The organism is Winogradskyella echinorum, assembly GCF_014297365.1.
Classification (GTDB): Bacteria; Bacteroidota; Bacteroidia; order Flavobacteriales; family Flavobacteriaceae; genus Winogradskyella; species Winogradskyella echinorum.
In genome coordinates this window covers 117,739-144,628 of record NZ_JACOQD010000003.1, presented here as the reverse complement: position 1 = coordinate 144,628, position 26,890 = coordinate 117,739, and the positions used below count along the sequence as shown (strand labels likewise).

The window sequence follows — 26,890 nt, the reverse complement described above, 5'->3', positions numbered from 1 at the left end:
TACTATAATTATGGTCGTGTCTTAAATAAGTTCGGTCAGAATTTTGTCCGAAAGTATTCAGAGAAGTAAAAGTCAATATTAAAATCAGAAGTGTGTATTTCAATTCGGTTCTGTTTTTTCAGCTTGCGTACAACGGTCTAGTATAACCGTCAGTTACGGGTTAATATACGCAGACTTTTCGGTTTAGCACAGGCTTTAGCAATTCCGAGTGGATTCGGACGTAGTCGAATCCGCCGTAATTGCGGTTATACATTGTTGGCATTAGTTTTTTATTATTCATTTCCGAGCATTGCATTATATCCACCACCATTGTAATTCCGAATCAAAGATTCAATCGAATTCACGTATTGTTTTTCAGATTCGGTCAATTTTTTTGATTTAAGTCCGTCCAATTCCGCTATTGCTTTTTGTTTTTCTCCAATAATAGTTTGTAAAGTCAAATAACCAATATATTCCATTAAATTTTCTTCGTTTTCATAACGGATTTTTGGACTTTGTTCAAATGCTGTTTTGTATAAATCCATTGCTTGATTTAGTTTGTCCATTTTTTCCAGCGTCATTCCTTTCAAAGTCAAAATAGAGTTAGTTTTTTGCATTTCTGTTGGTACAGATTCTAAAATTCCTAAAGCTAATTCGGACTGTTGATTCCACCAATATGTTTTTACGAGACTTTCATAAGTCGGAATATCAGTTGGGTCAATTTCAAGAGCTTTCTTAAAGTAAACAATTGCGCTGTCCGTTTTATTCTGCATTTGAAATTTAATTCCCTTTTCTTGGTATTCGATAACCAATGGATTCGACTTATTTTTCTCATTCTTACAAGAAATGAGAATGACCAAAATCGATATGTAGATTGCTTTTTTCAAATTAATGCCAACGGTCTTGTATATGAAAAGTAGCGAATTTTTACGTACTAATTTTCGGATTATAACTGACCTTTATTTTTTTATTTATCTTTCGTTTAAGCACTAAAACCGCTATTTTTTATATACGTTGTTACCTGCTGGCTTTTATTTCATTCAGTTCAATCTGATGATTCAGATTTGTTATTGGTCAGTTTTTTAATGAATATGTTATTCCGATTTTTTGCTCTTTCGAGAAGTGTAGAATATTTTACAACCTCTGTGTAAAGCGAACCATCTTTTCCTTCATTACTAAACATTCCAGCAATAGTTTTAGATGGTCTAAATAAATAGTCAAAATTATAGGCGTTTTTGAAATCAGCATCATAAGCTCTCACGTCATTTGGTTCAATTTTTTCTCCAATTAGATATCCGTAAAACGTGGTTAACTTCATTTCAGGTTTTGAAAAATTCCTTAACAGAGTTGCATAATTGTTAATTTGATTTAAATGTTGAGATACGCTTACGTCTGGATTTTTGAACTCAATTATTATACATTTCTCTTCTTGTGGAAATAATAGAATATCTGGTCTTTTATCTAGTCTTTTTTCACCTATTGAAGTTATAAATTGCTTTTCTTCTGCGGAAAGGTCTTCACGGATTATGTTTTCTCCTTTAAATTTTATTTCTGATAATTGAAATTCCGAAATACCTTGAAAGTATATGAAATCCTCGTTTATAATCCACAAGTCACTTTTTTCTGGTGTTGTAGAATTCTGTTGAAAAATTAAATTATGCAACAATGCTTCGTCTTTGTTTCTCGAACCATCTTCTTGAACAGTTAATTTTTTGTTTAATATTAATGAAAATAGTTCAAGTACAAGTTTTCTACGTGCAACGTAATGAGTTAATTCCGCTTTATTCTGTTGAGGAATTACTCGAACTATTCTATCTATTTCAGCATCTAATGTGTTTGAATAATCATCTGACGTAGTATCTAAATAATTCAATCTGTCTATGCTATCCTTTAAATTAGAATCTAATTCAGCTTTTTTCTTTGCTTCTGCTGTATAGAATTTTTCTAGTATTTTTTTATCACTATCGTTAATAGAAATTTCAATTTCAGAATCCATATCCTCTGGTAGTAAAAACATTTCTTTGAGATGCTTTAAATCTAGTTGATGTTTTTCCTGTATCTTTTCTATTTGTGGATACAGATTATAGATAGAACCATTTATTTTATTTTCCAACTGGTCTAGTATAATTACTTCTTCTTGAAAAATATTTGGGTCATTTGAGAATATATCATTATTTGGAATATCCAACTCACCTCTTTCATTAGTGTCTTTATCATCTAAATATTCACTAGAAACTAAAAAAAGAAAATGGCTATTATCAATAACTTCGTCTTTTGCAAGAGAAAGTAAGCTGATTTCGAAATTCTCGATTACTTCGTGTTTACTAGTTAGTTTTAAATCATTTTGTTTTAAAAATGATTTATCCAATTTATATGAGTTTACCGTAAACGTTTCAAAATTCTCTGTATTGACAATGTTTTTTGCATCATCTGAAATTTTTGAATAGTGAACTTTCACATTATCGGATTTATCGATTTTTGGAATATCAGATTTTGAGATAGTGGATTTACCTTCTCTGTCATTGAACACATAATGCTCTATTATTATTTCAGGTAAGCTCTCTTTATTGAGACAAAAATATTGGATGTATCTTTTTAAAAGAGCATCTTTTAAATTAACATCATTTAGTGTGTGATAAATGTTTCTTGTTTGGTCCAAAAGACCTTCAAAAGTTAAAACTGTACGAGACGATTCTTCATTTGTTTCAAGGTCAGCTTTATGATATGTTATCGAATTTCTTTTTAGATAATCTTTGTTTTTTGAAACGAAAAATTCTCTTTCTCTAAAACTACCATTATCTTGATATATGCTTTTTACTTTGGTTGTATCGAAATAGTGAGTGAATTGTATTCTTCCAGAACCTAGATTTTTAAAGCCTTTAGTAAAATCTTTATACGTATTAAACCTTTTAAATTCTTTATCATTGAAACCAACACCATTATCACTAATTTGAAGTTTGGAAAAAGTAAAGCTTTGGTCAGTATTTTGTGTTGAAAATATTTTAACCTCAATTTTTCCTTTAAAATCAACTTTTTGGGATTCTTTGATTCTAATTGCTTCGAGTGAGTTGGTAAAAGCTTCATAAACTGGTTGTAATGAAATTTTTGAGCGCTTTACATCTCTAATCACACCTTCGTAATAGACACCATCTCCACTTATATAAGTATTATTTTCAAATTTCATTGTCAATTGTTGTTGGTAGAAATTATCTCCTTATTCTCTTGTCAACTAAAGCTAAATATTTCATACCACTTTGGTCAAATAAATTCTCCGCTTTTTCAACTTTTAGAGCGGAATGTACTGCGCTTACAAATCCAGGAAGGGCTCCAATTAGTGCTCCTGTTGTTTCAGCTGTTTTTAATCCTTGAACGGCACCAATTATTCCACAAACTGAACCGAAAATTATATTGTTGATTTGACTTTCGTTCATTTTTGCCGAAAGTTCATCTTTTCTTATAGTTAATTCCTCAATTTTAAGTTTAAATAAATCCGTTCCGTTTATTAAGTTTTCATCCAAAACAAGTTGTTCAATCCTGTTCTTAAAAGCTTTTAAAAGGTCATTATGTTTGTCTTTAAATCTACGAATTTTATTCAAATCAATTTCTTCAGGAAATGGAATTAAATTGGATAATATTGTTTGTCTTTTTTTATTTTCAATAATATCTTTATAACTGTAATAGCTTTTTTTAAAATTGTCTGTAGTAGGACGCATTTCTAATTTTGTACTTATTATAGTAGCTAAATAGTTCATTAAATGATTAGCAGTGTTCTTTTCTACAGAATACCATTGTCCATTATCTCTTTCTGCAAGTCCTAACTGTTCAAGCTGATAAAATATTTCTCCATCAAATTTGTCTACGTGTATTCTTGCAGAAAAGAATTTTCCGATATGTATTTTGCCTCTACGACCTAAAATGAAGTTTTCTCTTTTTTTTAATAATCGTTTTTCATTTTTTTCTAAAAACTTAATGAATGGTTTAGAAATTTCCCAAGGTTTTTCTAAAACTTCAATTGGATTAATTGGAATTACTAGCTCACTTCTTACCAATTCAAGCATAAATGGTTCATAATTCCTTTCTGGTGAATAAAAATACTCTTGAGGAACAATAGAACTGATATTATCGTAATAAAGCAAAGTTCTTACAGTCCAATCTGTTTTAGGTAAATTGATATAAGGGAAGTAGAGTAGTTTATCCATATGTGCTTAAGTTCTTTTTTCGATTGCGTAAACGTCTTTAATATTTAGAAATATTTTGTCATTCGCACCCATTTCGTTTACTTCTATTTCAAGTGTCGAATCAAATTTAGATTTGACAGTCCAATACAAGTCATAATTTGTCTGAAAGTCTAACTTAAAATAAACTCCATCTCCAATATTTATATCTTCCATTTTGTATTCGGCCATATTTTTCTTTTTTGTTAGGATGTTTCTTCAGCTTGCAGGTAACTAGTTATATAAGGATAATTATTCTCTTTATCCAGTATTATTGTCTAGATAAAGAGAATGTTATTAATCATCACTTTTACGTTTTGCTACAAAAATTCCGTTTGGTTGTACAAATTTTAATTGGTCTATTTTACCATCTTTTTCGGTAAACTCAACTTTATAGCCATCAGCTACTTTTAAATTAAACTTATGTGTTGCGGTAGGTACCAATTCGTATTCTGGTTGGCCTGGTATAAAAACGTAGAGGACATTTTCGTCTTTTATGTAGGTCTTTACTTCGGTACCTCGTAAATCGTATTTGCCAACATATTGTTCTAAAGTCTTTGCATCTACATCTATTGTGTTTGGTGTGCGTTTAAAAGGTATAGCATCTAATGTTGGCTCAATGGCTATACGACCATAATCTATATCACCAGCATCATTAGCACTAAAAGTGATTTTTATAGAATTACCAATTTGAGTGGTATCTGCTTTACCTTCTGCATAATCTAACATTTCAAACGTATCGTAATGAAAATGGTTTAAATAGAGCATTTCATCTTCACGTACAGTAAATAATGAATCATTTTTTATTACAATATCAAATTTACCGTAGCCTTTGTTTTCATAAGCGCCTGTATAATCTAGTTTAATATGAGAAGGCTTTGTGTTTTTTACATTAGAAAGCTCGGTGTCATCGCCAGCTTCTTCCGCTGCTTTAAGCGCTTTTTCTGTATCTTCTTTGTGTTTTTTTGCCCAATCGGTTCTATTTGCCTTTAGCATATGGTCTGCGGCAATATTTCTTATTAACCTTGGTACAGCAGAGCCGTTTTGATTGGCAAGTACTACAATACCTAGTTTGTCGGAAGGGTAAAAAGCTACACTTGCAGAAAAACCATCAATGTTTCCGCCGTGTTCTACCATATAATGTCCTTTATAGGAATGCAAAAACCATCCATAACCATAATTTGCGAATTGAGCATCTGGTAATTCTTTACTTGGCAAACCTGCTGCCACTACCATTTGAGAACTCATAGCCTCTTTTAGATAATCTTCTGGTATTATTTGTTGGTCCTTATACTTTCCGTCATTAATCCATGTCATTAGCCATTTGCTCATATCATTAACACTACTATTAATACTGCCAGCAGGAGACATGCCAGCAATGTCGTAATAGTCCATTTTTTCAATATTTCTATCGGCATCTAATGTGTAGCCAAAAGCAGCATTAGAACTCGTTTTCATGCCTTCAATTGTAGTTTTAGAGCGATCCATTCCTAGAGGTTTAAAGAATTCATCTTCAATATTTTCTTCCCAAGATTTACCTGTGATTTTTTCGGTAATAACACCTTGTACCAGAAAGCCAAAATTATTATAATACCATTGTTGACGCACACCAGTAAATGGTTCTTGATATTTTATTCTTGCAACTAAACTATCCTTATTATGATTTTGAAAAAAATACCACGAGCCATCATGTCTCGGTAAACCTGTACTGTGGCGCATTAAATCTTTAATTATAATTTGGTTGTTCATATCATTATTATAGAACTCTAATTCTGGTATGTATTTTCTCGGACTGTCATCAAACGAGAGTTTTTCATCCTCGCGAAGTAACCCTAAAAGTGCAGAGGTAAATGCTTTACTAGAGGACCCAATAGCAAAAAGTGTATTAGCATTTGCTGGTACTTTATTTTCGTAATCTGCGTAGCCAAAACCTTTGGCATAAATAATTTTATCACCTTCTACAATAGCGACAGCAAAACCTGCAGCTTTGGTACTTTCTAATACAGAGTTAAATTGTTTGTCGATGCCTTTTAGGCGCTTGTCGGTTTGCGAAAAAACTAGAGTAGAAACTAGCGTTAACACCATAATTAAAAATCTATGCTTCATTTTGGTTGGGTTTTAATATTGTGGTTATGCACTATATGTATAGAAATACCTTACTAAGTTACTGATTTTTAAAAAGAATTTTAAAATAATACAATTCGTCATTAAAAAATTACAATTCGGTAAGTGTAGTTTTTAAAACTTGTAATTGTCCTAGATATTTGTGTTAAATAAAAAACATATAATCATGAATGTAGTCATTAGAATAGTTGTAGTATTAATTATAAGCCTTATGAGTGCTCAGGCAGAAGCACAAACCAATTTTGAAAAAGGCATGTCTAAAGCTTTTGAACTTTGGGAAGCCAATAAATGGGACGAAGCAGAAAATATGTTTGAGCGTATTGCCAAAGCAGAGAAAGAGGAATGGTTACCAAATTATTATATAGCACAAATGAATAGTTTAAAAAGCTGGACAGTAAAGGATGAAACTATTTTAAAAGCTCAGTTAGATAAGGCCCAAGAGCATTTAGATATTGCAATGACTAAAAGCGAAGATAATGCAGAATTATTAATAATGCAGGCTCAAGTTTATACCAATTGGGTGGTTTATGATGGAATGACCTATGGAATGAAATATGGCGGAAAAATCACAGAATTATATACCAAAGCTTTAGAGTTGTCTCCAACGAATCCACGAGCAACATTTTGTAAGGCAGATTGGGAAATGAATAGTGCGAAGTATTTTGGTAAAGACACTGCTCCTTATTGCAAACAAATAGAAGCATCAATAGAACTTTTTAATACCTTTAAACCAGAGAGCGAATTTCACCCTAATTGGGGAAAAGAAAGAGCAGAACAGGTTGTAGAATCTTGTAAATAATAACAAAGTTAAAGTATTATGACAAAGTCAATTAAAAATATCATTATAACATTTTTCATTGGATGTATTGTATTCGTTTTAGGGTCATTGTTTTCATCTGGATTTAATTTTGAAAGTGTTAATGAATTTTTAATATACTTTTCAATTTACCAATTGTACACGTTTGTGTTGAGTTATGTTAATACTTTAGTTTTTAATTTTTTGGAGAAGCGAAAGTTTGGTAATTATGAAATTGTAAAGCGTATTGCATTCGGAGTATTAGGCAGTACTGTCGTAACACTTATAACCATTTTTATTTTGCGAGTGTTTGTAGAGGTTGTCATTTTTGGAGAATCCTTTGATCACTTTGTAACACACCAAAGCTGGAGTGGATATTCTTTTGGATTATGGGTCACTTTAACTATCGTTACTGTTTTCTATGTCATTTATTTTTACAACCGTTATCAAAAAAATAAGATTAAAGAACAAAAAGTGATAGCTGGTGCAGCAAGTGCTAAGTTCGATGCTTTAAAAAATCAATTAGATCCACATTTTTTGTTTAACAGTCTAAATGTACTCACAAGTTTAATTGAGGAAAATCCTGATGCTGCGCAAAAGTTTACAACCTCTTTATCTAAGGTGTATCGGTACGTTTTAGAACAAAAAAATAAAGAATTAGTCACTGTCGATGAAGAGTTAAAATTTGCAAGGACTTATATGTCGCTTTTAAAAACACGATTTGAAGATAGTATCATTTTTGAAATCCCTGACAAGGCATCAAATCCAGAAAGTAGAGTTGTGCCTTTATCGCTTCAATTGTTATTAGAGAATGCAGTAAAACATAATATGGTTACATCTAGTAAGCCATTACATATAAAAATATATGAAGATAAAGGTCATTTAGTAGTGATGAATAATCTTCAACCAAAACAAATTGTAAAGAAGAGTAGTGGAGTTGGTTTAGAAAATATAAAACAACGTTATAGCTTACTTTCAGACAGAAAAGTTATCATCAATCAACGAGCAAAGGACTTTGCGGTAGCAATACCAATGCTTACAAAACAAGTATCAATTATGAGAACAACACGAAAATCTCAAGAGAGTCTCAATGACGATTATGTAAGAGCACGCAAACGCGTAGAAGAGTTAAAAGCTTTTTACTATAGTTTAATTTCTTATGTATTTGTTATTCCATTTTTAGTTTTTATTTGGTATCAATATTCTTCTAATACTATACAATGGTTTTGGTTTCCAACATTTGGTTGGGGATTGAGTTTAGTAATACAGGCATATAGAGTTTTTGTAGATGATGGTGCTTTTGGTGCTGGTTGGGAAAAACGCAAAATAGAAGAATACATGAAAAGGGATGATGAAAAAAAACGTTGGAATTAATTTATAGAAATCATGGAAACACAAAATTCTAATTTAAAATATTTAAAGGCTAAGAATAAAGTTGAAAAACTAAAACGCTTCTATACACATGCGGCAGTTTACCTAGTTATTAATAGTGTTATTACTGCTGTTAAAGTGATGAATAATATTAATAATGGTGAAACATTTGAAGAAGCTTTTTACGACTTCTCCACATTAGCAACTTGGATAGTTTGGGGAATAGCATTAGCCATTCATGCTTTTTCGGTATATGGATTACCTCTAATTTTGGGTGACGATTGGGAAGAGCGTAAAATAGAAAAGCTGATGAACGATGAATTAAAAAACGATAAATAACAACTAAGATTATGGAAAAATATAGTTTAGAACCTTATGACGAGCATAAGGAATCTCGCGATTTTAGAAAAGAAGAAGCCTATTTAAGAGCAAAAAAGAAAGTAGATGAAATTATTGGGTTTTACTGGCATTTGGCTGTTTATGTGATCGTAAATTTATTCCTTATCATACTTATTGGTGTTAATGCTGGTTTTGGCGGTTTTGGCCCTTATGCCACAGCTACCTTTTGGGGAATTGGTTTGGCATTTCATTTCTTAGGTGTTTTTGGTCCTAATTTTTTCTTTGGTAAAAATTGGGAAAACAAAAAGATTGAAGAGTATATGGAAAAAGAACGTCAACGTTGGGAGTAAGCAACAAGCAGTTGTTAGTCATAGTTTAGAGAAATTATCAATAAAATTTAGGGTAATGAAACCAGAAATAGATGAAAGACAAATATTAGAAAACGCTAAGAAAAAAGTGAGGCGTGTTAAACTTTTTTACTTACACTTAGCTTTATATTTTATCGGCATAGCTCTTCTCATTTATAATTTATTTATTGTAGAAGATGAATATGCTAAAGTTATTACAGGATTAAATATTTCTATTATTGTGTTGTGGACAATTGTTATTATCGTACAAGCTTGGGTTGTTTTTAAAGGAAAACTGTTATTTAATAAGAGTTGGGAGGATAAAAAAATCGAGGAGTATTTAGATAAAAAACAAGAGCAAGAACATCAACGTTGGGAATAATTTTAATAATTATCTGCCATAATCATTAAATGTATAATAATATTAACATCATTTTTTTAATCTAGCCATACTTTAAAATACCATTTAAGCATGAATATAATAATCATAGAAGACGAAAAACCATCAGCAAGACGCCTACAACGCATGCTAAAAGCTTTAGATGTTGAAGCAGAAACCATGTTACATTCAGTAGAAGAATCTATAGATTGGTTTACAACGAACGAGCATCCGGATTTAATTTTTTTAGATATTCAATTAAGTGATGGTTTATCTTTTGAAATTTTTGAAGCTATAGATATAAAGTCTGCCATAATTTTTACAACTGCTTACGATGAGTACGCCTTACAGGCTTTTAAATTAAATAGTATTGATTATTTGTTAAAGCCAATAGATGAAGATGATCTAAAAGCTGCCGTAGAAAAGTTTAAAGAAAGAGCACCACAAAAGCAATCTGTTACTTTGGATTTTAGCGATATTAAAAAGTTATTAGTAAATCCTATTGAGCGCGAATACAAAAAGCGTTTTTCTGTAAAAGTTGGACAACATCTTAAACTTATAAATATTGAAGATATAGAGTGCATTTATAGCGAAAACAAAGGTACTTATGCGCATACCGTTGAGGGAAGAAACTATCTTTTAGACATGACGTTAGATCAGCTTGAGGATGAACTTGAACCACATGTGTTTTTTAGAATAAGTAGAAAATTCTATGTAAATATTAATGCGATTAAAGATATGGTGAGCTATACCAATTCGCGTTTGCAGATAAAACTCAATACTTTTAAAGAACAAGACATTATTGTGGCTAGAGAGCGTGTAAAGGATTTTAAGAATTGGTTAGAATAATTACTCGTCTTCAATTCTATTATCATCAAAAGCAGAAGGTAAAAGTTTTGGAATAAATTTTACAAACAATGGTAATAGCAGCATACCACCTGGTAACATAAAAATAGCCAAACTTGGAATAGATTTAAAAATATCTAAGAGTTGTGACTGTATTTTCTTCTGCTCTTCGTCACTGAGGTTTCGTTGTGTAGATTGTGCTAAAAGAAACATAGCCTCTTTACTTTCAGACAATTCTTTAATTAAACGTTTACTATTTCGTTTTATAAGTTTAGACACAATCTTACTACTATTGTCATAAAAACTTTGCGCTAAGTTTTTAGAACTTAAAAAAGCAACATCACCTTTATGCTCGTTATAAAAGCGATTGATATCGTCTACAGATCTAGTAATATTTTCATTGTTTAAAGATAAATCTGTTTTTAATCGGTTTAAAAATTCTCGTTCTTCTTTATCAATCACCATATCTGTCCAAGAAGCCATACACACCAAGTCAATAACATATAATTTCTCTAAAGGCGTATTTATAAAGTTAACAGCATCCTTGTAGCTTGGTGATTCTGACTTTTTATGACGGATTGAACCTTCAAATAGCTTAATAAGATTATGATCGTATTCCGTCTTTTTAGACTTAGCTTCGATAACGGAAAAGACAATAGTTTCTAGTGCAGATTCAAGATTATTTACATAATTTCTAATATTAGTTTCATCTTTTAAAAAGCGCTGATAACCTAAAACATCTACAAATAATAAAGCATTAATTAAAAAATAATTAAAACTTTTTGAAATAATATTATCATCAATATGAATGCGTTTGTGTATCATTTTTTCTAGTAAACTATCAGGTTTTTTATCTCCAAATAATTCTTCAAAAAAAGATTGCTTTTGGTCGCTTATAGACTTATAATATCTTATTAAATTTTTTATAAAATCTTCGTCTGGTTGCTCCTTTTTATAAATAAAAAAAAAGGTGAGTAGTAAATTGATTTTACAACGTTCTTCCTCAGTGAAATCAAAGGATTTTACAATCTCAAGAACCACTTTAATGTTACTTCCATAAATGAATCCTGTATGTTTTAATTTATCATAAAACACAGAAGTTTCTGTTTGCGAATACATGGTTTCAGAAACTTCTTTAAGTAATTTTTTTATCCAGCCGTTAGCTGATGGATTCATAGTTAAATTTTATTATAGGTAAAGATACTTTTTATCTCTTAAAATTTGTAGGATTTCAATTTTTTTGAAAAAAATATAAAACCGCCTCTTTCATTTTTGCGTAGGTAGAACAGAGACACAAATAATTAACAAAATCTCAAAATTATGAAAAAAACAAAATTTTTAATCGCAACAGCAATCTTAGGTATTGCAACTTTTGTTGCAATTGCGGCAGATCATATTGATGCTCCTGCAGTTTCTGGTGGTACAAGTGATATCACAGATTTTTACGCCTTTCAAGGTGAAAATTCATCAAACATAGCATTTGTTGCCAATGTGCAAGGTCTTTTAAGTCCGGATGCAACTGGTTCAGCTTCTTTTGATGAAAATACATTGATAGAATTTAATATCGATACAGATGGGGACAATGTAGAAGACCTAGTAATACAAGCAACTGCTAGAGATGGAAAAATGTACGTTTTTGGACCAACAACTCCCACTACAACTGGTTTAAATAGTACAATTTTAGCAAATTCTACGAATCAATTAGCCGTAGATATTACTCCTTATGGACAGTCTGCTATTGTTGAAAGCTCTGGAGGAATACAAGCTTTTGCTGGTCCTAGAGACGATCCCTTCTTTATGGATTTTAACCGCTATGGAGAAATCATTGGTGGTACAGCTACAAGTTTTAATAATCCAGGTGCAGATACTTTTGCAGGATTTAATGTAATGTCTGTAGTTGTTGAAGTGCCAAAATCAATGATTGGTGGTACAGGTACAATAAATACTTGGGTAGAATCTAAAAGAAAACAATAACCTTAAACCTTAAAAATAAGAAAACATGAAATTTAATAATATAAAACTATATGCTGTTGCAATTTTAGTCTCAATAACGGCTTTTAATTGTAGTAACGACGACGATAATAATGATGGCCCAACGGGTCCTAATTTTGCAGGAACTTATGTTCAGGAAGACCAAATGGGTCGACCAGCTGTAAACACTGTGTTTGTATCAGGAGGACAAAAAGATGCCTTTAATACAACGGTGCCTTCAGAACAAGGCGCTATGTTTCAATCAATGTTTCAAACTAACTTAGAAGGATTGAGTCCTGCGTATGCAAATCCAGGTGATACCAACGCATTAGGTTTAGATTCAGCAACATTTACTGGCTTATTAGCTACAGATGTGCTTAACGTTTCTTTAGATGGAGCTACAACATTTTATGATGGTACAAATGTATTAACAGGTAGAGCATTGGCAGATGATGTTATAACCGTAGAACTGTTATTAATCTTTGGAGGAGAAGATTTCTCTGAAAATCCAGGATTATCTAATGATAATGTTGATGCAAATGATAAAGCATTTTTGTCATCATTTCCTTACTTAGCATCTCCTTGGTAAGATGTTAAATCTATATTCTGAAGTAGAGTTTAGACTTTACTTCAGAATTATTTAAAACTAAAAAAAAAACTCACAAATACAATACAATAATCATGATACTAAGAAAAATCTTTCCCTTTATTTTGTTAGTAATAGCTTTCAGTTGTAACTCTAATACTGTTACTAATAGTGACGATTACAAAGCATATTTAACAACCACAATGGACAAGGACAAATTAATGTCTGAAGCTCAATTTTTAACAGATAAAATAGAAGCTACACCAAATCAATTTACACACTTGGCAATACGCGCAAGTGCATACACAAAAATATTTAATACTACAGGTGATATTTCTTACCTAATTAAAGCTGAAGACGACTTAATTGAAGTCATTGATATTACTGGAAGAAAATTTCCAAGCTATTTAAAAAGTTTAGCATCTAATTATATATCTCAGCATCGTTTTAAAGAAGCTTTAGTGTTATTAAAAGAAGCTGAAGAAAATGGTGAAAAATTAAACGGCACTAAGAAAATGTTATTCGATGTGCATTTAGAATTAGGTAATTATTTATATGCAGAAACTTATTTAAAAGACATTAAAAATAATTCCGATTTCGATTACCTTATACGTTTATCTAAATGGAAGGATCATGGAGGTGACTTAGAAGGTGCCATTATTGAAATGGAAAAAGCTACTGCGATTGCAGAATCTTCAAATATTAGTGAAACTAAACAATGGGCTTATACCAATTTAGCAGATTTTTATGGTCATGCAGGTAGAGTAGAAGAATCGTATAACCTGTATTTAAAAGCCTTACAGTTAGATCCAAATGATGCTTATGCCAAAAAGGGAATTGCATGGATTGCATATTCTTATGAGAATAACCCTAAGGAAGCATTGAAAATCTTAAACCATATATCTTCTTATTACGATGCTCCGGATTATTATTTATTAAAAGCTGAAATTGCAGAATTTCTAAATGATAAAAATTTAAAAGCTAATTCTATGAAGAACTATCAAACTTCCGTAGCAAATGCACAATATGGTGATATGTATAATAAATACAATATTATGATATTTACTGAAGAGTTATTATTACCAGAACGTGCTATCGAAATTGCAAAAATTGAGGTTAATAATAGACCTACACCACAATCGTATGATCTTTTAGCTTGGAGTTACTTTAAAAACGGAAATGTTGAAAAAGCTAATTCTATTATAGAAAAATATGTTGATGGACAGACATCTGAGCCAGAAGTATTATATCATATTGCTGAGATTTATAAAGCAGTTGGTAAAACAGGCAAAATAAAAGCTTTAAAAGATGAGTTAATCGCAAGTATCTATGAACTTGGACCTACAATGAAACAAAAAATTAATCAATTATAAATATGAAAAAGCAAATTTTAGCAGCGCTAATTTTTGGTTGTTTCACCTTAATTAATAATGCCCAAAACCTAAAGGGACTTATTGTTAATGAACTTAACCAACCTCTAGAAGCTGTATATGTTTACAACTTAGATTCAAAAAATCATACACATACTTCAGAAAATGGAGTGTTTGTTATTGTAAATACGAAAATAGGGGATTCTATAAGAGTAGGACTTCTTGGTTATAAAACCAAAACACTAGTAGTAAAGGATGCTTCTGATATAAAAATCATTCTAGAAGAAAAAGTATTTCAATTAGACGAAATGGCACTAAATGAAGAATTAAATCCAGTGCGTACAATCTCAAGATTAGATTTAAAGGTGACTCCGGTAAATTCATCGCAAGAAGTATTGAGAAAAGTACCAGGATTATTTATAGGTCAGCATGCAGGTGGAGGTAAAGCAGAACAAATTTTCCTGAGAGGTTTTGATATAGATCATGGTACAGATGTGTCTATTTCGGTTGACGGAATGCCTGTGAATATGGTCTCTCATGCACATGGACAAGGCTATAGCGACTTGCACTTTGTAATACCAGAAACGGTAAACAAAATAGATTTCGGTAAAGGTAGTTACTATGCACAACAGGGAGATTTTAATACGGCAGGTTATGTTGGTTTTAAAACTAAAGATTACTTAAAAGAGAGTAGTATTTCGTTTTCTGCAGGTCAGTTTAATACCCTTAGAACTGTTGGTTTATTTAATCTTTTAGAAGATACTAAAAATAAAAATGCCTATGCGGCTATAGAATATATTGCAACAGATGGTCCTTTTGAGTCACCACAAAATTTTAACCGTTTAAATCTATTTGGTAAATATGTAATGTTTTCTCCAGAGAATGATAAGATAACCTTAACGGCATCGCATTTTACAAGTCGTTGGGATGCTTCTGGGCAAATACCACAGCGTGAAGTTGATAATGGTAATATTACACGTTTTGGTGCAATAGATGATACAGAGGGTGGAACAACAGAACGCACTAATTTTAATGTCACTTTTGATAAATATATTACAGATAATACTAAGTTAAGTGCTAATGCCTTTTACTCGCACTATGCATTTGAGTTGTATTCAAACTTCACATTTTTTTTAGAAGATGAAGTAAATGGTGACCAGATAAAGCAAAAGGAAGATAGAAACATTTTTGGTGCTAATACTGCGATTAATTATAGTACTTATTTAGGTGAAACTGAATTTAGTTTAACTACTGGTTTGAGTGTTAGACATGATATTGTTGATGATGTAGAACTTTCTAGAACTTTAAATAGAACTACAACTTTAGAGAATATACAATTAGGTGACATTAATCAAACAAATATGAGTGGATTTGTAAATACAGAATTTGAATTTGGGAAATTTAAAATTGCACCAGCATTACGTCTAGATTATTTTAAGTTTTTATATAACGATGCATTACAAACAGATTATGAAACTAAGTCTGAAACAAAAACAATTTTAAGTCCTAAGCTAAACTTATTTTACAATGCAAACAATAATTTACAATTGTATATAAAGTCTGGTATTGGTTTTCATTCTAACGATACTAGAGTAGTAGTAGCCAATGAAGGTAAAGATATTTTACCACGCTCTTACGGACTTGATTTAGGAACTGTATGGAAACCATCTCCAAAACTAGTAGTTAATACAGCACTTTGGTACTTATTCTTAGAACAAGAGTTTGTTTATGTTGGTGATGCTGGTATTGTAGAACCGAGCGGAAAAACGCGACGCTACGGATTGGATTTAGGTTTAAGATATCAATTTAATGATTGGTTGTTTTTAGATACAGATGCAACACTTACTGATGCAAGAAGTATAGAAGAAGCGAATGATGAAGATTATATTCCGTTGGCACCAGATTTTACATTAACAGGTGGTCTATCGGTAGATGATTTAGATGGTTTTTCTGGCGGATTGCGTTTTAGATATTTAGATGATAGAGCTGCAAATGAAGACAACTCTATAGTTGCAGAAGGCTATTTGGTAACAGACTTAAATCTTAATTACCAAATTAATAAAATCACTTTAGGAATAGCCGTAGAAAATTTATTTGATGTCGATTGGAACGAAACCCAATTTGCAACAGAATCACGCTTACAAAACGAAGCCCAGTCTGTTGAAGAAATTCATTTTACACCTGGTACACCTTTCTTTATAAAAGGTACGGTTAGTTATAATTTTTAGGAAAAAATTCAACTCTTAATTTGTGGGGAAGCAAATTAAGTAAGTTGATTGGTTGCTAGCAAGAAAGGTTAATCTTAATGTTAGGATTTTGATTAATCGATATCATGATTGATTATCATGGTACTTTTTGAGTTTTTTTGTTAGTAGGAGCACCTGTTCTCTTTTGAGACAGGTGTTCTTTTTTTAAGGACTATAAAATACCTTTGAGCAACAAGGACAAATTTAATTAGGGCTGATCTCTAACTTTTTTAATAGTTTTAATTTAGTTTTATGAATACAAAACACATTAAAATTATTGCCGTAATTATTAGTGATTTCATTTTTATGATCATCAATTAATATGTATTCAAAATCGCGGAGTAATTTTAATACTTCTGGAACATTGTCTGAAACTTCAACCATTATAGTAGGTGAGTGCGCAGCAAGAACATGTTTCATTCCTTGAAGAGCAAATAATTCTGCTCCTTCTATATCCATTTTAATAAAATCAATTTTTTCATTCGGATATTCTTGTTCCATAAAACTATCAAGGGTTATAGTTTCAACCTCAATTTTTGTTTTTGTAGCTTTAACTCCAGAATTTTCTACGACTTTATCAAAGACTTTATAATCACTCAATAAAGAACTATTTTGTCCGGTTAAACTATCCACATAGAAACTGGCCTTTCCGTTTTCATTGGATACGGCCTTTTCAACTAATCGAATGCTTTTATAACAACTAATATTTTTTTTTAAATAAGATAAGTTCTTGGGTTCGGGTTCAAAAACGATTAATTTCTTAGAGTCGTTCATTAAATGACAAAAATACTGACTAAAATAGCCAATATTTGCACCTATGTCTATGGCGAAATCGCACTCAGGAAGGATTTCACTAAATAAATGAATAGTTTCTTTTTCTCGTCTTTTTCCGTAATACCAAAAACCTTTATGTAAAAACGCATCAAGATAAAACGGTTTCTTTGTTAAATGATGCCTTATTTTAATCGTTCCAGGATTAAACGTTTTTAAAAGCTTAATGACTAATTTTCTCATATTTTATTATTTTTAGGTAACATGTTTTAAAAATTTATTACATGTTATATCCCAATGTTTGGGATGTCTAAATAAACTCTTACGAATGCCAATTTGGCTTTCTGTATTATGATAAAACTTGCTATTAATATTTCATCCTGTTGTGTTATCGTAATTATTTATAACTATAATTTTTCTTAAACGAATTATAAATAGTGAGGGTTATATTTAATATGACACAACGTAATTGTGAATAGCTTTTAGTATGTTATTAGATGCCTAAGTTAACAAAAATGAATGAACCACAGAGCAAAGCTCTGTTTTTGTCTAGTATCTTTACTGATTATGAGCAATTTTAAAACGTATATTTTAAGTCTTAAAAATTTAAGGAGTACTCTCAACTACACCAAGCGTGTATAGTTGTTCCATGGTTGGTGAGGCGCTACCTCCAGCAGGTTCTAGTGTTATACCAAACGCTTGACTTTCGTTAGCATTAGCTATTGCAAAGATTTTATTATTGTCTGTATTAAAATCGTCTATGGTACCTAAACTTGTTGGAGTTAATGGGTTTAATGTTAATGACCATACTTGCCAAACCTTACCCTCTGGAGCATCTGGTAATCCTTCTGCATCTAGGTATATGGTATTATCAGCCTTATTCCAATAGACTTTAGCATAGGTAGAAGCATAGTCACCTTGTCCTCCAAGGGGTACTGCTAAAATGTCTTTATCTCTTATGGCATCTAACAGTGTTTTTGTAGCTGCTAAATCTGTTCTAGCATCTTCTATTTGTATTTCTAGATATTGTTTTTCAATTTCAACAGTTTGCAATTGGTCTTCTATCTCGTTTTTATTATTGAGTGTCCATAATAAACCACCAGCTAATAAAATAGAGGCAGCCCAACCTGTATAAGATATCCAATTTGGTTTCTTTGGTTTAAGGTCAACAACTTTAGTATCTGTATGTCCTAGCTTTCCTTTAAAAGAATCAAAGTCTATGGCGTGCGGTGATACTGCTGCGGTTAGTTTTACTACAGCTGCTTCTATCTCCAAAACCTCTTGTAACAATTCAGGATATTTTTGTAAAAGGTCATATACTTCCTGATTTTCTTTTTCAGTAAGTTGGCCTGCTACGTATAGCTCTAAAATACCAGATTCTATGTATGCTTTAATATCCATAATTTATAATACCATATCTCTTAACTGCTGTATACAGTTTCTATTTCTAGTTTTTACAGTGCCTATTGGCATTTGCAATTCTTCTGAAGCTTCTTTCTGAGTAAATCCTTTAAAATAGAGGAGCTCAATAACTTCTTTACATTTTTTTCCAAGATTGGTTACAAACTTTTTAATTCCGATAGCGTCTGTACTGGTATCTAAATTATCATTGCTTGTTATAATATCTACGAAATAATCTGAGTTGAGGTTTTGTTTGGATTGTTTATATGCCTTAGAACGCGTCTTATCGATAGCCGTATTGCGTGCTATATTTAAAATCCACGTAAAAAATCTTCCTTTTTTTGATGAGTAAGTATCAGCTTTGTTCCATGCCTTTATAAAGACATCTTGCATCAATTCATCTGCAATATCTGTATCCTTTACAATATTATAAACTACTCCATGTATGCTCTTACTATACATGTCATAAAGTTTTTTAAATGCAACCTGATTCTTATTCTGAAATTGCACCACTAGTGTATCTAAATCTGTCATTAGAGGTTATTTTAGAATTTTTGCAGAAAAAGGGGAAGAAATTAGTGCTGCAATAGCTCTAGTGTTATAAATATGTTTTTGTAATTTTATTCAATAATACCTGCACAACTCACTCGAGCACCTGCTGCACCCGAAGGTTGCGATGTAAAATCGTCAGTTCCTTGATGTACAATAACGGCTTTGCCAGTAATATCTTTTGTGTCATCTCCACAACCAATGCACCATTCGTCTGTAGTTAGAGAAACAACACCTTGTCCATCAGCAGCAACTTTAAAATTGCCAATATCTCCTTTATGGTAACCTGTTTCTGCTTTCCATTTTCCATGTGGTTGCCCTGTTGGATTCCAATGACCTCCAGTTGATTTTCCATCAGGTGAAGAACAATCTGCTTTTTCATGGATGTGTATAGCGTGCTCACCTTCGGTTAATCCCGTCATATTTGCCGTCATACTTACAATACCATCTTTTTCTTTAAACGTTACTGTACCTTCAACTTTGCTATCACTTTTAGGCGATAAAGTTATAACAAGCTTTTTCTCTTTTGAAACTTCATTTACAACTTCTTCTACTTCAGTTTCTTTTACCTCCTCTTTTTTATCGTTTTTGCATGATGTAGCAAATACAAGAGCGAAAATGATTGTTACAAGTTTTATGTTTTTCATGATGGGTGATTTTTGTTTTTAGTAAAGTTAAGAATATAACGACGTTTGTGCAAATGATTATTGAGCAACAATTTTAGATGATATGATAATTGTCATGTTTTTTGATAATGCATAAGACTAATTTTGAATATTAAATAAAAGGTATGAGCGAATCTTTAGTTAATAAATATAATGTTGCTGGCCCAAGATACACAAGTTATCCTACGGTTCCGTATTGGGATATAAATACATTTTCATTAGAGCAATGGAAAGATTCATTAAAACAATCATTTGCAGAAAGCAATAGTAAGGAAGGCTTAAGTTTATATTTACACTTGCCATTTTGCGAGAGTCTATGCACCTTTTGCGGTTGTCATAAACGCATTACAAAACGTCACGAAGTAGAAGCACCCTATATAAAAGCGCTTTTAAAAGAATGGAGTTTATATATAGATTTATTGGGAAGTAAACCAAAAATTAAAGAATTACATCTTGGAGGTGGCACACCAACATTTTTTTCTCCTGAAAATTTAAATTTTTTAATTTCTGAATTGTTAAAGGTTTCTGATTTAGCAGAAGATTATGAGTTTAGTTTTGAAGGTCATCCAAATAACACCACCGAAACACATCTACAAACATTATTCGATTTAGGATTTAGACGTGTAAGCTTTGGTGTGCAAGATTATAATAAAAAGGTACAAATAGCAATTCATCGTATTCAACCATTTGAAAATGTAAAAAATGTTACTGAACTCGCTCGAAAAATAGGATATACTTCTGTTGGACACGATATCATTTTCGGGTTACCATTTCAAACCGAATTAGATGTTATTGAAACCATTAATAAAACTGAGATGTTAATGCCAGATCGTATTGCATTTTATAGCTATGCACATGTGCCTTGGATTAAAGGAAATGGACAAAGAGGTTTTAAAGATGAAGATTTACCTTCTGCTGAATCTAAACGTCAACAGTACGAAACAGGAAAATACTTACTAGAGAAATTGGGTTATACCGAAATAGGGATGGATCATTTTGCCCTAAAAAGTGATTCGCTTTACAAGGCTATGAAAAATGAAACTTTGCACAGAAATTTTATGGGTTACACAGCCTCAAAAACACAAGCTATGATTGGTCTTGGTGCATCTTCTATAAGTGATAGTTGGTATGGTTTTGCTCAAAATGTAAAATCTATAGAAGAGTATTATCATTTAATTGATGAAGGTATAATTCCTGTATACAGAGGTCATATATTAAATGAAGAAGACCTTATTATAAGAAAACATATACTTAATTTAATGTGCCACTTTAAAACGACTTGGCATACTAAAGCAACAACTTTTAGCGAATTACCAGAAGTACTGATTAAGTTAAAAGAATTTGAACATGATGGTTTGCTAAAGTTTAAGCAGAAGCAACTGATTGTTACTGAAAAAGGGAAACCATTTATTAGAAATATATGCATGGCATTCGATTTATTATTACAACGTAAAAAGCCAAACACACAATTATTCTCAATGACCATTTAAATTTAACACTATGAAAAAAATTATTGTACCAATAGACTTCTCAGAACACTCTGAATATGCACTAGAAACCGCAGCTTCAATAGCTAAAAAATACAATTCTGAAATATATGTTTTGCATATGTTGCAACTATCTAATGCAATTATTACAGCAAGTACTAGCGCACTAAATGAAGAAGCTGTATTTTATCTAAAGTTAGCGGAGCAAAAAATGGAATCCTTTTTAGATAAGCCATACTTAGAGGGTGTAAATGTAATTCCGGTAGTAAAGCATTTTATGGTTTTTAAAGAAATTAATGAACTCGTAAAGGCGCACGATGCAGATCTAATTGTTATGGGTTCTCATGGAGCTTCTGGTGCCAAAGAGGTATTATTAGGTTCTAATGCAGAAAAAGTAGTAAGACATGCCGAAATACCAGTTTTAATTGTAAAACACAATCCTATTTTAGTAGAGTTTGATACGGTTGTTTTTGCTAGCGATTTTACGGAAGAGTCCGTAGAAAGTTATTTAAGAGCAAAAAGTGTTTTTGATAAATTAGATGCAAAAATTCATTTAGTTTATGTTAATACACCAAATAATGGTTTTAAAAGTTCTACAGAAATTGACCGATTAATTTCGAAGTTTCTAAAAATGGCAGAAGGTAACTTAGATAAATTTAAAGAGGTTACAGTAGTTTCAGATTACTCCATAGAGCAAGGGATTCTCAATTTTGCAGATGTTGCTGGAGCAGATTTAATTGCTGTTGCTACACATGGTAGAAAAGGTTTAGCGCATTTCTTTGCGGGTAGTATTTCCGAGGATGTTACTAACCATTCTACATTACCAGTAATGACCTTTAAAATTTAGTTCTTGATGATTTTTATTAGTTAGGGTTAAACCATCAAGTTTAAGCGCCAAAGACATAAATCTTTGGCGTTTTTTATCTTAATGACGCATCAAATTCTCGCTCTTGTTCCGAATTTAGATCGAGATCTTCTGTAATAATAATCTTAGTAGGTCTTAATGAAAATAAATAAGCTAATAATACTGCAGAGATAATTAAATAGAATTGATTACTCGTAATTATATAAATTACTATACCAAATAATGCTGGTGCTTCTAACATAGCATATCGAATAATTCTACTCGTTTGGTACTGAGCTAACTTTTCGTAGAGTGTTGATTTTTCTCTTACTTTTTTTAAATTTTGTTGATATAAAAAATGACTCAAAAAAGCTAATATTATTGCAAAAGCTGGAACCAAATAAAAGAAAACATCTTCAGTATCAGTAAAATTGATACTTCCATTTTTAGTAATAAAAATAGAAACCGTTCCAAAAATTAAAATAGCTATACAATAAGCATAATGAAAAATTGTAAGCGTTTTTATAACTCCTTTAGGAGTTGGAAGTTGGTTCGTAGTACTCATTTTTTTAAATATTGAATAACTAAAGTATAAAAAAGACCAATATTTATATCATATAATTTAATTTCTTCTCATTGTTCAAGTTTGTCATGCTCAATTATCTATTGAAGGAAGTTTGCAGATTTCATTTGTAGAAACGTTTAACACCGTGAGTGAAACAATGGTTTCTAGTTGTTTTTTAGATTAGGTTTAGAATAAAGATTTAATGGCACTCTATTGCACTAGACGCCATTTCGACCATTGGAGCAGGTGAGATGTAAGGTATTCCTAAACCTAGACCACGCAGAATAAATAAAACACCTATTATAACTACAAATACGGGTATCGCTTTTTGAATGCGTTGTTTTACTGTGCTATTTAAAAATTTGCCTAAATAAATTGCTGAGGTCATTAATGGTATTGTTCCCATACCAAATAAAACCATGTATAAACTGCCTTCAACTAAACTGCCAGTTGCAATTGCTCCTAATACAGCCATATATACTAAACCACATGGTAAAAACCCATTTAGGAATCCAATAGTTAAAAATGTATCTGCTGTTTTCTTTTTTAAAGCTTTACCAAGATTAGATTTTACTTTAGAAATTAATTTATTCAATGGTTTAGATAAATTGTATTTACCAAGAGTTTTGTACGGAATGAGTACTAAAACAATCATAATAATACCAATTGCTATAGAAAGTTGTTGTTGTATGCCAAATATGTAAAGACTTTTTCCAACCAACCCAAATACCAATCCGATGAGGCTATAAGCTAATAATCTGCCAAAATGATAGATGCCAATTTGGCTAACCTTTTTAAAAGAGTTAGAACGATCAACAGGAAGCATAAAGGCAATGGGACCACACATACCTACACAGTGTAAACTGCCTAATAAACCTAATATGAGAGCTGAAACTAGCATTTAATAATTGATGTCTTCCTTAAAAAGATAGGTGTTGGTATTATATTTCCAATCGACTTTAAGGTTCCAACGACCACCTAGTAAACGATTGTCAGGTATGAGCAAAGTATGGTTTGATAATGAAATCGGAATTTCAAAATCAAATTGTTTATTAGATGGTCTATATAGGAACACTTTTCCGTTAATATTGTTATAATCTAAATTTTTAGGAAAGAATATTAAGATACCTTCTTTGGTTTTTTTCCAAGTAACATTTATAGTTAAAGTTTTGGCATGTTTTTCTTTATCAATATCATCTTGAAATTCTAATTCTTTACCATAGTAATCTTCAACTACCAAGTCATGATCATATTTTTTATTTGTGCTCATGCTAATTACAAAGTACATTATAAATGAAATAAAACATACAAATGCAATTACTATAGCTGTTCCCCAATTTATTTTCATAATTCAATTTCCTAAATAGGAATCTCCGTATTTTTAATTCTTTAATACAAATAATTAGTTATAGAAGTTTTATATATGGAAATAACTTTAATTAAAACTTCTTGGTCCTAAAAATGTAACAGAAGTGGTTTCAATTAATTCGCCATCACTGTATAGATCAATCATTACTTTATTTTTGTCTCCAGATAAATCACTTTGTTTTAATTCTATAAATAAAGTGCCTTCTCCAATACCTTGAGCCTCTACAGAAAAAGTATCTGATGTTGAAACTACATTTATGGTACCTTCCCAACCTCTTAATTTAAAGCTTAAATCATCAATGTCTTTAGATGTTTTATTAATTAATTTAAAGGTATAAACGTTACTGATTATACCATTTTCTTTATGTTCAAAAAGTTGACCAGGTAAACGTAGTATTCTTGCTTCAACATCGCTTCTCAGCAATAACATACCTGCCAAAACACCAATTAAAATGGTTAGTACAGCTATATAACCCTTCATGCGAGCGGTTAACTTAAAAGGCTCTTTTTTCTCAATTTCGTCTTCACTTGCAAATCTAATAAGTCCTTTAGGAAGGTTAATGCTTTCCATAATATGGTCGCACTCATCTATACATGCTGTGCAATTAACACATTCTAATTGCGTGCCATTTCTAATGTCAATTCCGGTAGGACAAACATTAACACATTGAGAGCAATCAATACAATCTCCATGGCCAAGTGCTTTTCGATCTTCATTCTTTCTAAATTTCTTTCGGCCATTTTCTGCTTCGCCACGTTTATAATCGTATGCTACAACTATAGATTTATTATCTAATAATACACCTTGTAAGCGTCCATAAGGACAAGCGATAATACAAACCTGTTCCCTAAACCATGCAAATACAAAATAGAAAACAGCTGTAAATATTAATAAAGGAATTAATGTGCCTGTATGCTCAAAAGGTCCTTCTGTTATATATTTTATAAGTTTATCTCCTCCAATTAAATAAGCTAAAAATACATTTGCTATTATAAAGGAAATAATTAAAAAGATAAACCATTTTAAAACGCGTTTTCTAATTTTTTCGGCATCCCATTTTTGTCGATCTAAGCGCATTTGTTTGTTACGATCACCATCTATCCAATACTCTATGCGTCTAAACACCATTTCTAAAAATATGGTTTGTGGACATATCCAACCACAAAAAACACGACCAAAACCTACTGTAAATAGGGTTATAAAAACAACACCTATTAACATGGATAACACAAAAAGATAGAAATCTTGAGGCCAAAACGGAAAACTAAAGATGTTAAAACGCCGTTCTAAAATATTGAATAAAAGAAATTGGTTACCATTAATTTTTACGAAGGGTGCAGCTAGTAAAAAGACTAATAAAAAATAGCTAACTAGTTTGCGTTTTTCATAAAGTGGACCAGAAGGTTTTTTTGGAAATATCCATTTACGTTTACCTTCCTCGTCAATGGTAGCAATAGAATCTCTAAATATTTCGTTATTTGGCGTTTCCATTTTTTAATAACTAGTTACTTGTGGCTACAGTCTCCACTGCTTCTTCATCAGTTTCTTCAACGTTGTCTTCTATATTGCCTTCAGATGATTCTGGTTCTGTGTTAGTACTTTCTGCATTTTCATCTACCCAAATTTCACCTTCAGCAGCTTTTGGCTCGGCTGGAGTTGTACCTTGAAATTTTAAAACGTAACTTGCAACTTGAGCCATTTCTAAAGGTTTTAATTCAGATTTCCAAGACACCATTCCTTTTCCGTCTCGTCCTCCTTCAGATATCGTTCTAAATACATTTTTAATTCCACCGCCTAAAATCCAATGTTGGTCAGTTAAGTTTGGGCCAATGCCACCACCTCCATCTGCTTTATGGCATGCTACACAATTGATTTCAAATATTTTTTGACCTGCCTTTAAATCGCTAGCCTCAGTTAATAGTTCAACAGTATTTACATCTACTAAATTTTTGGCTGTTTTTTTATATTCTTCAATTGCAGCATTGGCCTCTGCATATTCGATTTCATATTCAACAAACTGGTCGTCTGCATTTAATACGTGGTAACGTACCATGTAAATAACAGCAAACGCAATTGAAATGTAGAAACTATAAACCCACCATGGTGGTAAATTGTTGTCTAGTTCTTTAATGCCATCGTAATTATGATCTAGTATAATTTCACCTTCCTCCTCAATCGGTTTTTGCTTACCAAGTAATTTTGAATAAATGGCTTTTAATCTTTTAAATTCTGGTGTTTTATTTTTGGCTGCTAAATAACGTTCTTTAGCTTCTTCGTCTAAACTTTGGAAAAGAATATTATCCATAGAACTTACAATACCTTCAATAGCAATGAGTACTAATAATACCAATAATAAGAAGAGTAAAATAATTGGTTGCTCTATAAACGCAGGTTGGTCTCCAGAATCTACAAAGTATTCAACAATACCAGCAATCGTAAAGAAGATTGCGGGTATTCTAATGTATGATGGGATTAAATTTCTCATATTTCGGTGTCGTTTTGGTTGTCTAATGGTATGTTACTAACAGTTGTTATATAATCCTTCTTAGCAGTTATTACCCAATAGAATAACACAACAAAGAAGATGAAAAATATAAGTAGAGATATTAATGGGTATATTTCTATACCTGTAATACTTTCCATATGGTTTTTTACAAATTTTAGCATAACT

Annotated in this window: 28 protein-coding genes; 12 read left to right on the top strand and 16 right to left on the bottom strand. The window is 31.4% G+C overall.

Annotated features, from left to right (window positions below; translation table 11 throughout):
* Positions 1-272: 272 nt before the first annotated feature.
* The 5 genes from H8K90_RS12500 to H8K90_RS12480 form a co-directional block, all read right to left on the bottom strand.
* A complete protein-coding gene (locus tag H8K90_RS12500; RefSeq protein ID WP_186846326.1) occupies positions 273-866 on the bottom strand; it encodes a tetratricopeptide repeat protein in 594 nt (197 codons plus the stop codon).
* A 158-nt stretch (positions 867-1,024) separates the two neighbouring features.
* The gene (locus tag H8K90_RS12495) at positions 1,025-3,163 is read right to left on the bottom strand and encodes a PDDEXK family nuclease (protein WP_186846325.1); all 2,139 of its coding nucleotides are present in this window, start codon (positions 3,161-3,163) and stop codon (positions 1,025-1,027) included.
* Between the two features lie 22 nt (positions 3,164-3,185).
* Entirely contained in the window at positions 3,186-4,178 is a 993-nt protein-coding gene (locus H8K90_RS12490; protein ID WP_186846324.1) for a kinase, read from the bottom strand.
* A gap of 6 nt (positions 4,179-4,184) precedes the next feature.
* Entirely contained in the window at positions 4,185-4,385 is a 201-nt protein-coding gene (locus H8K90_RS12485) for a hypothetical protein (RefSeq protein ID WP_186846323.1), read from the bottom strand.
* 105 nt (positions 4,386-4,490) lie between these two features.
* A complete protein-coding gene (locus H8K90_RS12480; RefSeq protein WP_186846322.1) occupies positions 4,491-6,299 on the bottom strand; it encodes a serine hydrolase in 1,809 nt (602 codons plus the stop codon).
* A 184-nt stretch (positions 6,300-6,483) separates the two neighbouring features.
* On the opposite strand from H8K90_RS12480, the gene H8K90_RS12475 reads away from it, so the two are divergent.
* The 6 genes from H8K90_RS12475 (at position 6,484) to H8K90_RS12450 (ending at position 10,398) form a co-directional block, all read left to right on the top strand.
* On the top strand, positions 6,484-7,116 hold the full coding sequence (locus H8K90_RS12475; RefSeq protein WP_186846321.1) for a hypothetical protein: 633 nt from the start codon (positions 6,484-6,486) through the stop codon (positions 7,114-7,116).
* Positions 7,117-7,134: 18 nt separating this feature from the next.
* A complete protein-coding gene (locus H8K90_RS12470; protein WP_186846320.1) occupies positions 7,135-8,487 on the top strand; it encodes a histidine kinase in 1,353 nt (450 codons plus the stop codon).
* A 12-nt stretch (positions 8,488-8,499) separates the two neighbouring features.
* The gene (locus H8K90_RS12465) at positions 8,500-8,823 is read left to right on the top strand and encodes a 2TM domain-containing protein (protein ID WP_186846319.1); all 324 of its coding nucleotides are present in this window, start codon (positions 8,500-8,502) and stop codon (positions 8,821-8,823) included.
* An 11-nt stretch (positions 8,824-8,834) separates the two neighbouring features.
* Positions 8,835-9,173: a 2TM domain-containing protein gene (locus H8K90_RS12460; RefSeq protein WP_186846318.1), complete on the top strand. Its 339-nt coding sequence runs from the start codon at positions 8,835-8,837 to the stop codon at positions 9,171-9,173.
* A gap of 55 nt (positions 9,174-9,228) precedes the next feature.
* A complete protein-coding gene (locus tag H8K90_RS12455; RefSeq protein ID WP_186846317.1) occupies positions 9,229-9,552 on the top strand; it encodes a 2TM domain-containing protein in 324 nt (107 codons plus the stop codon).
* A 90-nt stretch (positions 9,553-9,642) separates the two neighbouring features.
* Positions 9,643-10,398 (top strand): LytR/AlgR family response regulator transcription factor, encoded by a 756-nt coding sequence (locus H8K90_RS12450; RefSeq protein WP_186846316.1) that lies wholly within the window; start codon positions 9,643-9,645, stop codon positions 10,396-10,398.
* Here H8K90_RS12450 and H8K90_RS12445 read toward each other — a convergent pair whose 3' ends face one another.
* A complete protein-coding gene (locus H8K90_RS12445) occupies positions 10,399-11,571 on the bottom strand; it encodes an LETM1-related biofilm-associated protein (RefSeq protein WP_186846315.1) in 1,173 nt (390 codons plus the stop codon). It abuts the gene before it with no gap.
* Between the two features lie 144 nt (positions 11,572-11,715).
* On the opposite strand from H8K90_RS12445, the gene H8K90_RS12440 reads away from it, so the two are divergent.
* The 4 genes from H8K90_RS12440 (at position 11,716) to H8K90_RS12425 (ending at position 16,550) form a co-directional block, all read left to right on the top strand.
* The gene (locus H8K90_RS12440; protein WP_186846314.1) at positions 11,716-12,369 is read left to right on the top strand and encodes a DUF4331 family protein; all 654 of its coding nucleotides are present in this window, start codon (positions 11,716-11,718) and stop codon (positions 12,367-12,369) included.
* 25 nt (positions 12,370-12,394) lie between these two features.
* Complete coding sequence (locus H8K90_RS12435) at positions 12,395-12,955, top strand: DUF4331 family protein (RefSeq protein ID WP_186846313.1); 561 nt, start codon at positions 12,395-12,397, stop codon at positions 12,953-12,955.
* 92 nt (positions 12,956-13,047) lie between these two features.
* Positions 13,048-14,325, top strand: coding sequence for a tetratricopeptide repeat protein (locus tag H8K90_RS12430; RefSeq protein WP_186846312.1), 1,278 nt, complete (start codon positions 13,048-13,050; stop codon positions 14,323-14,325).
* A gap of 2 nt (positions 14,326-14,327) precedes the next feature.
* Complete coding sequence (locus H8K90_RS12425) at positions 14,328-16,550, top strand: TonB-dependent receptor (RefSeq protein ID WP_186846311.1); 2,223 nt, start codon at positions 14,328-14,330, stop codon at positions 16,548-16,550.
* A 222-nt stretch (positions 16,551-16,772) separates the two neighbouring features.
* On the opposite strand, the gene H8K90_RS12420 is transcribed toward H8K90_RS12425, so the two are convergent.
* From H8K90_RS12420 to H8K90_RS12405, 4 genes are all read right to left on the bottom strand, one after another.
* Positions 16,773-17,582: an FkbM family methyltransferase gene (locus tag H8K90_RS12420; protein ID WP_186846310.1), complete on the bottom strand. Its 810-nt coding sequence runs from the start codon at positions 17,580-17,582 to the stop codon at positions 16,773-16,775.
* Between the two features lie 363 nt (positions 17,583-17,945).
* Positions 17,946-18,740 carry an anti-sigma factor gene (locus H8K90_RS12415; RefSeq protein ID WP_186846309.1) on the bottom strand — a complete coding sequence of 265 codons (795 nt, stop codon included), beginning with the start codon at positions 18,738-18,740 and terminating at the stop codon, positions 17,946-17,948.
* Between the two features lie 3 nt (positions 18,741-18,743).
* Positions 18,744-19,274: an RNA polymerase sigma factor gene (locus H8K90_RS12410; protein ID WP_186846308.1), complete on the bottom strand. Its 531-nt coding sequence runs from the start codon at positions 19,272-19,274 to the stop codon at positions 18,744-18,746.
* 86 nt (positions 19,275-19,360) lie between these two features.
* The gene (locus H8K90_RS12405; RefSeq protein ID WP_186846307.1) at positions 19,361-19,936 is read right to left on the bottom strand and encodes a superoxide dismutase family protein; all 576 of its coding nucleotides are present in this window, start codon (positions 19,934-19,936) and stop codon (positions 19,361-19,363) included.
* A gap of 143 nt (positions 19,937-20,079) precedes the next feature.
* Here H8K90_RS12405 and hemN point away from each other — a divergent pair, with 143 nt between their 5' ends.
* Positions 20,080-21,444, top strand: coding sequence for an oxygen-independent coproporphyrinogen III oxidase (gene hemN, locus H8K90_RS12400; protein WP_186846306.1), 1,365 nt, complete (start codon positions 20,080-20,082; stop codon positions 21,442-21,444).
* A 10-nt stretch (positions 21,445-21,454) separates the two neighbouring features.
* Entirely contained in the window at positions 21,455-22,288 is an 834-nt protein-coding gene (locus H8K90_RS12395; RefSeq protein WP_186846305.1) for a universal stress protein, read from the top strand.
* Positions 22,289-22,361: 73 nt separating this feature from the next.
* Here H8K90_RS12395 and H8K90_RS12390 read toward each other — a convergent pair whose 3' ends face one another.
* From H8K90_RS12390 to H8K90_RS12365, 6 genes are all read right to left on the bottom strand, one after another.
* Positions 22,362-22,850: a hypothetical protein gene (locus H8K90_RS12390; RefSeq protein WP_186846304.1), complete on the bottom strand. Its 489-nt coding sequence runs from the start codon at positions 22,848-22,850 to the stop codon at positions 22,362-22,364.
* A gap of 199 nt (positions 22,851-23,049) precedes the next feature.
* Positions 23,050-23,751 (bottom strand): sulfite exporter TauE/SafE family protein, encoded by a 702-nt coding sequence (locus H8K90_RS12385; protein ID WP_186846303.1) that lies wholly within the window; start codon positions 23,749-23,751, stop codon positions 23,050-23,052.
* Entirely contained in the window at positions 23,752-24,198 is a 447-nt protein-coding gene (locus H8K90_RS12380) for a FixH family protein (RefSeq protein WP_186846302.1), read from the bottom strand. It lies immediately after the preceding gene.
* Positions 24,199-24,285: 87 nt separating this feature from the next.
* Positions 24,286-25,710: a cytochrome c oxidase accessory protein CcoG gene (ccoG, locus tag H8K90_RS12375; protein WP_186846301.1), complete on the bottom strand. Its 1,425-nt coding sequence runs from the start codon at positions 25,708-25,710 to the stop codon at positions 24,286-24,288.
* A gap of 10 nt (positions 25,711-25,720) precedes the next feature.
* Positions 25,721-26,704 carry a cbb3-type cytochrome c oxidase N-terminal domain-containing protein gene (locus H8K90_RS12370; RefSeq protein WP_186846300.1) on the bottom strand — a complete coding sequence of 328 codons (984 nt, stop codon included), beginning with the start codon at positions 26,702-26,704 and terminating at the stop codon, positions 25,721-25,723.
* The gene (locus H8K90_RS12365) at positions 26,701-26,886 is read right to left on the bottom strand and encodes a CcoQ/FixQ family Cbb3-type cytochrome c oxidase assembly chaperone (RefSeq protein ID WP_186846299.1); all 186 of its coding nucleotides are present in this window, start codon (positions 26,884-26,886) and stop codon (positions 26,701-26,703) included. Before H8K90_RS12365 ends, H8K90_RS12370 begins: the two co-directional genes overlap by 4 nt.
* Positions 26,887-26,890: the final 4 nt, after the last annotated feature.

Excerpts from the sequence above, each read along its gene's own strand:
- H8K90_RS12470 (WP_186846320.1), top strand. The coding sequence starts at position 7,135 with ATGACAAAGTCAATTAAAAATATCATTATAACATTTTTCATTGGATGT.
- H8K90_RS12365 (WP_186846299.1), bottom strand. The coding sequence starts at position 26,886 with ATGCTAAAATTTGTAAAAAACCATATGGAAAGTATTACAGGTATAGAA.
- H8K90_RS12435 (WP_186846313.1), top strand. The coding sequence starts at position 12,395 with ATGAAATTTAATAATATAAAACTATATGCTGTTGCAATTTTAGTCTCA.
- H8K90_RS12425 (WP_186846311.1), top strand. The coding sequence starts at position 14,328 with ATGAAAAAGCAAATTTTAGCAGCGCTAATTTTTGGTTGTTTCACCTTA.
- H8K90_RS12455 (WP_186846317.1), top strand. The coding sequence starts at position 9,229 with ATGAAACCAGAAATAGATGAAAGACAAATATTAGAAAACGCTAAGAAA.
- H8K90_RS12370 (WP_186846300.1), bottom strand. The coding sequence starts at position 26,704 with ATGAGAAATTTAATCCCATCATACATTAGAATACCCGCAATCTTCTTT.
- H8K90_RS12385 (WP_186846303.1), bottom strand. The coding sequence starts at position 23,751 with ATGCTAGTTTCAGCTCTCATATTAGGTTTATTAGGCAGTTTACACTGT.
- H8K90_RS12490 (WP_186846324.1), bottom strand. The coding sequence starts at position 4,178 with ATGGATAAACTACTCTACTTCCCTTATATCAATTTACCTAAAACAGAT.
- H8K90_RS12450 (WP_186846316.1), top strand. The coding sequence starts at position 9,643 with ATGAATATAATAATCATAGAAGACGAAAAACCATCAGCAAGACGCCTA.
- H8K90_RS12495 (WP_186846325.1), bottom strand. The coding sequence starts at position 3,163 with ATGAAATTTGAAAATAATACTTATATAAGTGGAGATGGTGTCTATTAC.
- H8K90_RS12480 (WP_186846322.1), bottom strand. The coding sequence starts at position 6,299 with ATGAAGCATAGATTTTTAATTATGGTGTTAACGCTAGTTTCTACTCTA.
- H8K90_RS12465 (WP_186846319.1), top strand. The coding sequence starts at position 8,500 with ATGGAAACACAAAATTCTAATTTAAAATATTTAAAGGCTAAGAATAAA.
- H8K90_RS12410 (WP_186846308.1), bottom strand. The coding sequence starts at position 19,274 with ATGACAGATTTAGATACACTAGTGGTGCAATTTCAGAATAAGAATCAG.
- H8K90_RS12485 (WP_186846323.1), bottom strand. The coding sequence starts at position 4,385 with ATGGCCGAATACAAAATGGAAGATATAAATATTGGAGATGGAGTTTAT.
- H8K90_RS12440 (WP_186846314.1), top strand. The coding sequence starts at position 11,716 with ATGAAAAAAACAAAATTTTTAATCGCAACAGCAATCTTAGGTATTGCA.
- H8K90_RS12445 (WP_186846315.1), bottom strand. The coding sequence starts at position 11,571 with ATGAATCCATCAGCTAACGGCTGGATAAAAAAATTACTTAAAGAAGTT.
- H8K90_RS12390 (WP_186846304.1), bottom strand. The coding sequence starts at position 22,850 with ATGAGTACTACGAACCAACTTCCAACTCCTAAAGGAGTTATAAAAACG.
- H8K90_RS12405 (WP_186846307.1), bottom strand. The coding sequence starts at position 19,936 with ATGAAAAACATAAAACTTGTAACAATCATTTTCGCTCTTGTATTTGCT.
- H8K90_RS12460 (WP_186846318.1), top strand. The coding sequence starts at position 8,835 with ATGGAAAAATATAGTTTAGAACCTTATGACGAGCATAAGGAATCTCGC.
- H8K90_RS12415 (WP_186846309.1), bottom strand. The coding sequence starts at position 18,740 with ATGGATATTAAAGCATACATAGAATCTGGTATTTTAGAGCTATACGTA.
- ccoG (WP_186846301.1), bottom strand. The coding sequence starts at position 25,710 with ATGGAAACGCCAAATAACGAAATATTTAGAGATTCTATTGCTACCATT.
- H8K90_RS12420 (WP_186846310.1), bottom strand. The coding sequence starts at position 17,582 with ATGAGAAAATTAGTCATTAAGCTTTTAAAAACGTTTAATCCTGGAACG.
- hemN (WP_186846306.1), top strand. The coding sequence starts at position 20,080 with ATGAGCGAATCTTTAGTTAATAAATATAATGTTGCTGGCCCAAGATAC.
- H8K90_RS12380 (WP_186846302.1), bottom strand. The coding sequence starts at position 24,198 with ATGAAAATAAATTGGGGAACAGCTATAGTAATTGCATTTGTATGTTTT.
- H8K90_RS12430 (WP_186846312.1), top strand. The coding sequence starts at position 13,048 with ATGATACTAAGAAAAATCTTTCCCTTTATTTTGTTAGTAATAGCTTTC.
- H8K90_RS12395 (WP_186846305.1), top strand. The coding sequence starts at position 21,455 with ATGAAAAAAATTATTGTACCAATAGACTTCTCAGAACACTCTGAATAT.
- H8K90_RS12475 (WP_186846321.1), top strand. The coding sequence starts at position 6,484 with ATGAATGTAGTCATTAGAATAGTTGTAGTATTAATTATAAGCCTTATG.